8 protein-coding genes are annotated in these 7,756 nt (G+C 67.5%); 5 read left to right on the top strand and 3 right to left on the bottom strand.

Annotated features, from left to right (window positions below; translation table 11 throughout):
- Window positions 1-255: 255 nt before the first annotated feature.
- From ACMGDH_RS07050 to ACMGDH_RS07040, 3 genes are read right to left on the bottom strand one after another with little or no spacing between them, the layout of a single operon-like run.
- Window positions 256-429 (bottom strand): YegP family protein, encoded by a 174-nt coding sequence (locus tag ACMGDH_RS07050; RefSeq protein ID WP_436827187.1) that lies wholly within the window; start codon window positions 427-429, stop codon window positions 256-258.
- Window positions 430-458: 29 nt separating this feature from the next.
- Window positions 459-1,547 (bottom strand): NAD(P)/FAD-dependent oxidoreductase, encoded by a 1,089-nt coding sequence (locus ACMGDH_RS07045; protein WP_436827186.1) that lies wholly within the window; start codon window positions 1,545-1,547, stop codon window positions 459-461.
- Window positions 1,544-2,488 (bottom strand): alpha/beta fold hydrolase, encoded by a 945-nt coding sequence (locus ACMGDH_RS07040; RefSeq protein ID WP_436827185.1) that lies wholly within the window; start codon window positions 2,486-2,488, stop codon window positions 1,544-1,546. The genes ACMGDH_RS07045 and ACMGDH_RS07040 overlap by 4 nt, the downstream gene beginning before the upstream one ends.
- 49 nt (window positions 2,489-2,537) lie before the next feature.
- On the opposite strand from ACMGDH_RS07040, the gene ACMGDH_RS07035 reads away from it, so the two are divergent.
- Genes ACMGDH_RS07035 through ACMGDH_RS07015 form a run of 5 tightly spaced genes read left to right on the top strand, consistent with a single transcriptional unit; the run spans window position 2,538 to window position 7,713 of the window.
- Window positions 2,538-3,011: an A24 family peptidase gene (locus ACMGDH_RS07035; RefSeq protein ID WP_436827184.1), complete on the top strand. Its 474-nt coding sequence runs from the start codon at window positions 2,538-2,540 to the stop codon at window positions 3,009-3,011.
- Window positions 3,012-3,066: 55 nt separating this feature from the next.
- On the top strand, window positions 3,067-4,086 hold the full coding sequence (gene cpaB, locus ACMGDH_RS07030; protein WP_436827183.1) for a Flp pilus assembly protein CpaB: 1,020 nt from the start codon (window positions 3,067-3,069) through the stop codon (window positions 4,084-4,086).
- Complete coding sequence (locus ACMGDH_RS07025) at window positions 4,086-5,780, top strand: type II and III secretion system protein family protein (RefSeq protein ID WP_436827182.1); 1,695 nt, start codon at window positions 4,086-4,088, stop codon at window positions 5,778-5,780. The genes cpaB and ACMGDH_RS07025 overlap by 1 nt, the downstream gene beginning before the upstream one ends.
- A 17-nt stretch (window positions 5,781-5,797) precedes the next feature.
- Entirely contained in the window at window positions 5,798-6,421 is a 624-nt protein-coding gene (locus ACMGDH_RS07020) for a CpaD family pilus assembly protein (RefSeq protein WP_436827181.1), read from the top strand.
- Window positions 6,418-7,713 (top strand): CpaE/TadZ family protein, encoded by a 1,296-nt coding sequence (locus ACMGDH_RS07015; protein WP_436827180.1) that lies wholly within the window; start codon window positions 6,418-6,420, stop codon window positions 7,711-7,713. The genes ACMGDH_RS07020 and ACMGDH_RS07015 overlap by 4 nt, the downstream gene beginning before the upstream one ends.
- The last annotated feature ends 43 nt before the right edge of the window (window positions 7,714-7,756 follow it).

Below are 7,756 nucleotides of genomic sequence, written 5' to 3'. Positions count from 1 at the left end.
GCCGCCAAACACGAATACAAGCGCGCCTACCTGCCCGTGAACCGCCTCGAAGACGGATCCATGTGGAACTGGTGAGGGGAAGCCATCCCGGAATGAAACAGGGGGGAGCCACTATAGGTAGCGGCCCTTACTGGCATTCCTGCGCTATAGCTGCGAAAACAGGTTCAAAGCCCCGAGGGTCGCACTTCCGGGACTTGGGCCGGGCGGTTCTTCCCCTCTTCCACCGCCCGGCCATCCTTTCGAAATCGACGCCGATCAGCCTTCCTCGACCGAAGCGCCGGGACCGTTCTTCAGAATCGACTCGATCGCGTTCTTCGCGCCGGCCTTGCTGGCATAGCCTTCGGTCCAGAAGATCACTTCCGAATGATGCTTGAACTTGGCGACATATTCCCCCGCCTTGTTCTGCTCGATCACGAACTTGTGCGCCATAAGCAACTCCTCGTTTCGGAACCGCAATGCTAACCCGAAAATCGGGCCGGTGAATAGTGCATGGCGTCTATTCCGGCGATTGTGCGATCGGGCACACTGCCCAGCAGGAGCGCCGCGGCCAGTCTGGCAGCGGCAGGCGCGGTCTGGATACCGAAGCCGCCCTGCCCCGCACACCAGAAGAAGCCCTCCACCGACGGATCGAAGCCGTAGACGGGCAACCGATCCGGCGCGAAGCTCCTGAGGCCCGCCCATTTGTGCTCGAGCGCCGCGACACGCCAATCGACGACATGCTCGAACCGATCGATCGCGGTCGCAACGTCGATCTCCTCGGGCGCGGCATCGCCGGGCTCGACAGGTGTCTCGTCGTGCGGGCTCAGCCACAGCCGGCCGCCCGCTTCCGGCTTGAAATAGAAGCTGCCGGTGAGATGGCCGACGTGCGGCAGGTGCGGCGGCGGCGCAGGATCGGTGCGGAGCTGCACCATCGTGCGGCGATAGGGCTGGATGCCGAGCGGCCTCGCCCCGGCGAGCCGCGCAACCGTATCCGCCCAAGCGCCCGCGGCGTTGACCAGCACACCGGCTTCGAAGTTCCCTGCGCGCGTCTCGATCCGCCAGCCGCCCGATACGCGCGTCGCGGCGCGCAGCTCGGCGGAAGTCACCAGCTCGGCACCGGCACGCTTGGCAGTCGCAAGAAAGGCGACGTGGAGACCGCCCACGTCGATATAGGCGCAGCTCGGCTCGAACACGGCGTACTGCCATTGGGGCCGCAGCCCTGGCAGCGTATCGTGCGGATCGACTTCACGAAGCTCGACGCCGGTCCCCGCAAATTGGGTCAGAAAGGCATCGACCGAACCGCGCTCGTCCGCACGCGCAATATGGAGCGAGCCGAGCGGCGCGAGGAAGCCGCCTGCGTCGAGCGCTGCGCGCGAGGCAGTGGTGAGCGGCTGGACATGCGGGCCGCCATAGGTTTCCGACCAATAGGCAGCCGACCGGCCGGTCGCATGATAGCCGGGCCGCTCCTCGCCCTCTAGCAGCAGCACGCGCGCGTGCGAGGCGAGCTCCGCCGCAAGGCTCGCTCCCGCGATTCCCGCACCGACAATGGCAATGTCGTAACGGCTCAACGCTTCACCGCCCGCTCGGCCAGAAACGCATCGATCTCGCCCAGCGCGCGGTTACGCACTGGATCGACCTCACGCAGGATCTCGTGCGCGCTTTCCTTGCCGAAGGTCACGATCCGCGCATCGGGAAGGCGCGGCCCGAGCGCAAGCGCCGCACGGGCATCGACCAGCCCGTCGCGCTCCGCCACCAGCATCAGCACCGGCACTTTCAGCGTCTCGAGCCGCGGATCGGCGGCGAGTTCGCGGTTCGAGCGGAAGCCCTCGATCACCCAGCGCCAGCTCGGTGGGCCGGTGAGCAGGCCGCGCTGGTTGGTCTGCCACCAGATCTCGTCGGCGTAACGATCCGGGTCGTGCGTAAGCAGCGCAGCTCGCGTCTCGGTGGTGTAGGGTTTCTCATTGCCTTTCCACGCGGGGCGCGAAGGGTTGCCTAAACCGCCTAGAATCCGCGCGGCGCGCTCGCCGAAGCGGCCGAAGGGGCTCCGGAAGCCCAGCATCGGCGCGACCAGCACCGCGGCATCGGGCGTGATCGCTCCTTCGACGAGCGCGCGCAGCGCCAAATGCCCGCCCATCGAATGGCCGATCACCACATGCGGACCCGGGGTGTTCGCTGCCCACTCGGCGTAGAAGCCGGCGAGGTCGCGGACGAAATCGGCATAATCCTCGATATGGCCGCAATTGGCTGTGGGCGTGAGCCGGCCCGAACCGCCCTGGCCGCGCCAGTCGAACGAAGCGACCGACCAACCCTGCCCATGCCAGTGCGCGAAGGATTCGAGATACTTCTCGAAGATGTCGCCGCGTCCGCCCAGGAACAGGATCGAACCGCGCGGCTCGGGCGCCTCTGCAGACCAGGCGAATGCGCGCAGATCCCAGCCGTCGCTTGCCTTCCAGCGGTGCATCTGGGCGCCGGCGGGAAGCGCGCGGCGGTCTATAGGGGAAGTTGCCATGGGGCTTGGTTACGTTTTGATAAGCCATCGCGTCTAGGCATTTGCGGCTATGGGGGCCGCGTTTCCAATAATCCTGCTCGGCGCGCTGGTGCTGCTACTCGTCTCGGCGGGCATCCAGGACGCGCGGACGCGCGAGATCGCCAATTGGAAGAACGCCGCGATCGCACTGCTCGCACCGGCCTGGTGGTGGGCCAACGGGCTCGCGCCCTGGCCCGACATGGCGATCCAGCTGGGCGTGGCCGCGGCCGCCTTCGCGCTTTTCGCGGCTGCCTATGCCCTTGGTCAGATGGGCGGCGGCGACGTCAAGATGATCGGCGCGCTCGCGCTGTGGCTGCCCGTCCAGATGCTCGCATGGATGCTGCTGCTGATGTCGCTGCTCGGCGGCGCGCTGACGCTGGCGATGCTCGCCGAGCATCGCCTCCGCCGCCGCGGCGATGCGCCGATCGAAGTCCCTTACGGCGTAGCTATCGCACTGGCGGGACTACTGATTCTTCGCGAACCGATTTTTAACCAGTTTTCGTGATGCTTAGCCCCTGCCCGGCCGGTGCGGGCGCGATTTGTGGAAGGCCTTAAGCGAAATGGATGCACGCAAGCTCATTCTGCTCGTCGGCGCGCTGATTGTCGCGGCGGTGACGGCGTTCATGGCGCGCAGCCTGGTGATGGGTTCGGCCGCGCCTGCGGCGGGCGCCGCACCCATGGCAGCGACACCGGAGAACAGCACCGAAGTGTTGGTCGCGACGCGTGCGCTGCCGGTGGGCACGATCCTCGACGCCGAAGCGGTGAAGTTCGTCGCCTGGCCGAAGGAACTCATCGAGGGCGCCTATTTCCTGAAGGGCGAGGCCGACGCCACCAAGCTCCAGGGAACCGTCGTCCGTTTCGCGATTCCCGCCGGCCAGCCGCTCACCCAGGGCGCGCTGGTCAAGCCGGGCGACCGCGGCTTCCTCGCCGCTGCGCTGGGCCCGGGCATGCGCGCCGTAACGGTCCCCGTTTCGGCACAGAGCGCCGTCGCGGGCTTCGTGTTCCCGGGCGACCGCATCGACCTGATCCTCACCCAGACGGTTTCGGGCGGCGGCGACGGCCCACCGCTCAAGGCATCGGAGACGGTGCTGCGCAACCTGCGCGTGCTCGCCACCGACCAGAAGACCGACAAGCAGATCGACGACAAGGGCAACACCGTTGTCGACACCTATTCGACCGTCACGGTCGAAGCGACGCCCAAGATCGCCGAAAAGATTGCGGTCGCGCAGACGGTGGGTTCGCTCTCGCTGTCGCTCCGCTCGATCGCCGACAACCAGGGCGATCTGGAGCAGGCGATCGCCGACGGCGAGATCGACGTGCCGGCCGACGGCGACCCCAAGAAGGAAAAGGAAATGCTGGCGCGCGTCGCCGCGCGTCCGCTGGAGGGCGCGACCACCTTCGCCACTGGTGCCGACGTGTCGCGCTTCCAGCGCCGCACGGTGCCCGGCAAGTCCGCGGAGACTGCTCCCTCGGGGGCGCCAGCGGGAGCATATCCGGGCGCGACGGTGCGCAAGGGGCCGGTGGTGCTGGTCGCCCGCGGCAACGCGGTCACCGAAATCGAGACCGGGGGCAAGAACTGATGCGTAGCAAGATCCTGGCGCAGCGGACCGCGACCGCCGCGGCACTGCTGGCGATGGCCGCCGTTCCGGCGGGCGCCCAGCAGTCGCGCTCCGGCGCGGCCACCACGCGCGTCGGCCAGCCGGTGGGTGCACAGCGGCCCAGCCGCGAAGTTCTCCTCTCGATCGGCGAGGGCGAGCTGATCACCCTCCCCTCCAGCGTGGCGAACGTCTGGGTCTCGAACCCCGCGGTTGCCGACGTCTATGTCACCAATCCGCGCCAGATCCACTTGTTTGGCAAGGAGTTCGGCGAGGCGACGATATTCGCCACCGCGGCGAACGGCAGCGTCGTCTATTCGACCCGCGTCCGGGTGAGCCAGAACATCACGTCGATCGACCGGATGGTCAAAGCCGCGATGCCCGAGGCCGACATCAAGGTGACGACCACCGGACAGCTTGCGGTGCTCACCGGCACGGTCGCATCCCCCGACGACGTCGAGCAGGCGCAGCGGCTGGTGACGGCGCTGCTCAATCCGGGGGTCAACGCCTCCGATCCTAACGCCCAGTTGAAGGTCGCCGTGTTCAACCGGCTGAAAACCGCCACGCCGCTGCAGGTGCAGCTGCAGGTGCGGTTCGCCGAGGTGAGCCGTAGCTTCGCAAAGAACATCGGTGTGAACTTCGCGACCCGCGACACCACGGGCGGGTTCATGTTCGGCCTTGCTTCGGGCCGCGCGCCGGGTTCGTTCTCGGCGGAAGACCTCGCCAAATTCCCCACCGCACGCATTCCGACGCCGAACGGCGGCTTCATCGAGGGTCCCTACGATCCCGCGACCGGCCAGTTCGTCAACCCGCGCAGCACGACCGTGACCGATATCGCCAAGGGCGCCGAACACAGCACGCTCGGGCTGGGCGGAAAGCTCTTCGGGCTGGACATCCTCTCGGCGATCGACCTGGGCGAGCAGATCGGCCAGGTGACCACGCTCGCCTCGCCCAACCTCATCGCGCTTTCGGGCGAGAGCAGCACCTTCCTCGCGGGCGGCGAGATTCCGATTCCGGTCAGCCAAGGGCTGGGCGCAGTCTCGGTCGAATACAAGCAATATGGCGTGAGCCTGGCCTTCACGCCCACGGTCCTCTCGGACGGCCGCATCTCGATGCGCGTGCGACCCGAGGTTTCGCAGCTCAGCTCGGCGGGTGCGGTGCAGATCAGCGGCGTGACCATCCCGGCGCTGACCACGCGGCGCGCGGAGACGACGGTCGAGCTCGGCTCGGGCGAGAGCTTCATGATCGCTGGGCTGCTTTCGAACGACCACAACAACTCGATCGACAAGGCACCCGGCCTTGCGGACGTGCCGATCCTGGGCTCGCTGTTCCGCTCGAACGGCTTCCGTCGCAACGAGACCGAGCTGGTGATCGTGATCACCCCCTATCTGGTGAAGCCGGTCAATGCGAACCAGATCGTGCTGCCGACCGATGGCTATCGCGCGCCGGACGACTTCCAGCGCATCCTCAACGGGCAGCTCAGCTCCAGCGACGACGTCGAACGGCCCAAGCCGATGATGGCGCCGCCGGCGGCCTCGCCCGCGGTCGGTGCAGTCGCGCCCGCGCCGATGAGCCCTTCGGCTCCGAACCAGCGCCCGGCGGCCGAGCCGACCAAGGCGCTCCCCGCTTCCTCCAAGTCGAAGAAGAGGGGCGCCGCCGCCCCCGGCTTCGGCTTCTGATCCCCGAGGAGACAGCAATGTACACGCGCTTCATTCCCTTCGCCCTGGTTCCGGTGCTGCTGCTCGGCGCCTGCGGAACCTATAATGGCGGCATGGAATCGGTGTACCAGCCGGTGGTCGAGCGGAACGACTATGTTCTCGATCTGCAGGCGGCCGGTGACGGCCTTGCCGCGGGAGAGGGACAGCGGCTCGCGGGCTGGCTCGGTTCGATGGGGCTGCGCTACGGCGATCGGATCGCGATCGACGACGGCGCCGGCGGGACGATCGGCCGCGCCGAGATCGCCGAGCAGGCGAGCGAATATGGCCTGATGCTTTCGGATCAGGCGCCGGTGACAGTGGGCCAGATCGCGCCGGGCACGGTACGCGTCGTGCTGACCCGCATGAGCGCGTCGGTGCCCAACTGCCCCGATCACTCGCGCATCTACACGCCCGATTTCTCGCAGAGCACGACTTCGAACTTCGGCTGCGCAATCAACAGCAACCTGGCCGCGATGATCGCCGATCCGGCCGATCTGGTGCGCGGCGCGCCCGGCGCGCCGACGGCCGATCCCGCTACCGTCGCCAAGTCGATCCGGGCGCTGCGGGCGGCTCAGCCGACGGGCTCCGGCGGCACGGCAGTAAAATCGGAGGGAACCAAGTGAACGCGCCCTTCCATTCCGCCCGCGCGACCCAGCGCGAGCCGTTCGTCGCCTTTGTCTGCGACGAGACGACGGCGGAAGCGCTGCGCCCGATCGCAGTGGAGCTCGGCTGGTCGCCCGAGAAGGTCAACAAGGGCGGGCTGCGCAACGCCGTCCAGACGCTCTCCGTTTCGGCGAGCCCGAACATCCTGTTCGTCGATCTCTCCGAGTCAGGCGATCCGCTCAACGACATCAACGCGCTCGCCGAAGTGTGCGAGCCGGGCACGATCGTGATCGCATGCGGGCAGGTCAACGACGTGCGGCTCTATCGCGACCTGGTCGCGAGCGGGATCCATGATTATCTGCTCAAGCCGCTCAATCCCGACGCGCTGCGCGACACCTTTGCACAGGCGCAGGCTGCGCTCGCGGCGCCCAAGCTCGCCGAAGCCGGCGCCGACCGGCCGCATTGCAGCGTCGCGGTGATCGGCACGCGCGGCGGCTGCGGCGCATCGACGATCGCGACTTCGCTCGCTTGGCTGTTCGGCGAGAAGCAGGCGCGCTCGACCGCGCTGCTCGATCTCGACGTGCATTTCGGCACCGGCGCGCTGGCACTCGACCTCGAGCCCGGCCGCGGGCTCACCGATGCGATCGAGAATCCCAGCCGCATCGACGGTCTGTTCATCGAGCGCGCGATGGTGCGGGCTTCCGAACGGCTCGCTGTGCTTTCGGCCGAAGCGCCGATCAGCTCGCCGATCCTGAGCGACGGCGCCGCCTTCTACCAGTTGCAGGAGGAGATGCGCAGCGCCTTCGAATGCAGCGTGGTGGATCTGCCGCGGAGCATGCTGGTGAACCACCCGCACCTGATCACGGACGTGCAGGTGGCGGTGCTGGTGACCGAACTCACGCTGGCGGCGGCGCGCGACGCGATCCGCATCCTGAGCTGGTTCAAGTCCAACGCGCCGCAGACCCAGGTGATCGTCGTCGCCAACAAGGTCCAGCAACCGGCGGTGCTCGAGATCAGCCGCAAGGATTTCGAGGGCTCGATCGAGCGCAAGATCGACATCGTGGTGCCGTTCGAACCGCGGATAGCATCGCAGGCCGCCAAGCTCGGCAAGCCGCTTGCCGAGACCGGCAAGGGTGCCAAGTCGCTTGCAGCCTTCATGGATCTCGCGCGGCGCATCACGGCGATCACCGATTCGGGCGATCGGGACGATGCGCCAGCCAAATCGGCCAAGTCGGCCGGCCGCAAGGGCACATCGCTGCTCGGCAAACTGAGCGAGATCAAGATGCCCGGCAAGGCGAAAGCGAAGAAGTAACGGGCCGGCAGCCGGTCTGCCGGGGTAATGGGTTCGGAGGCGA

The organism is Sphingomonas radicis (genome assembly GCF_051400635.1).
GTDB lineage: Bacteria > Pseudomonadota > Alphaproteobacteria > Sphingomonadales > Sphingomonadaceae > Sphingomonas.
This window is presented reverse-complemented; position numbering and strand designations above follow the sequence as displayed.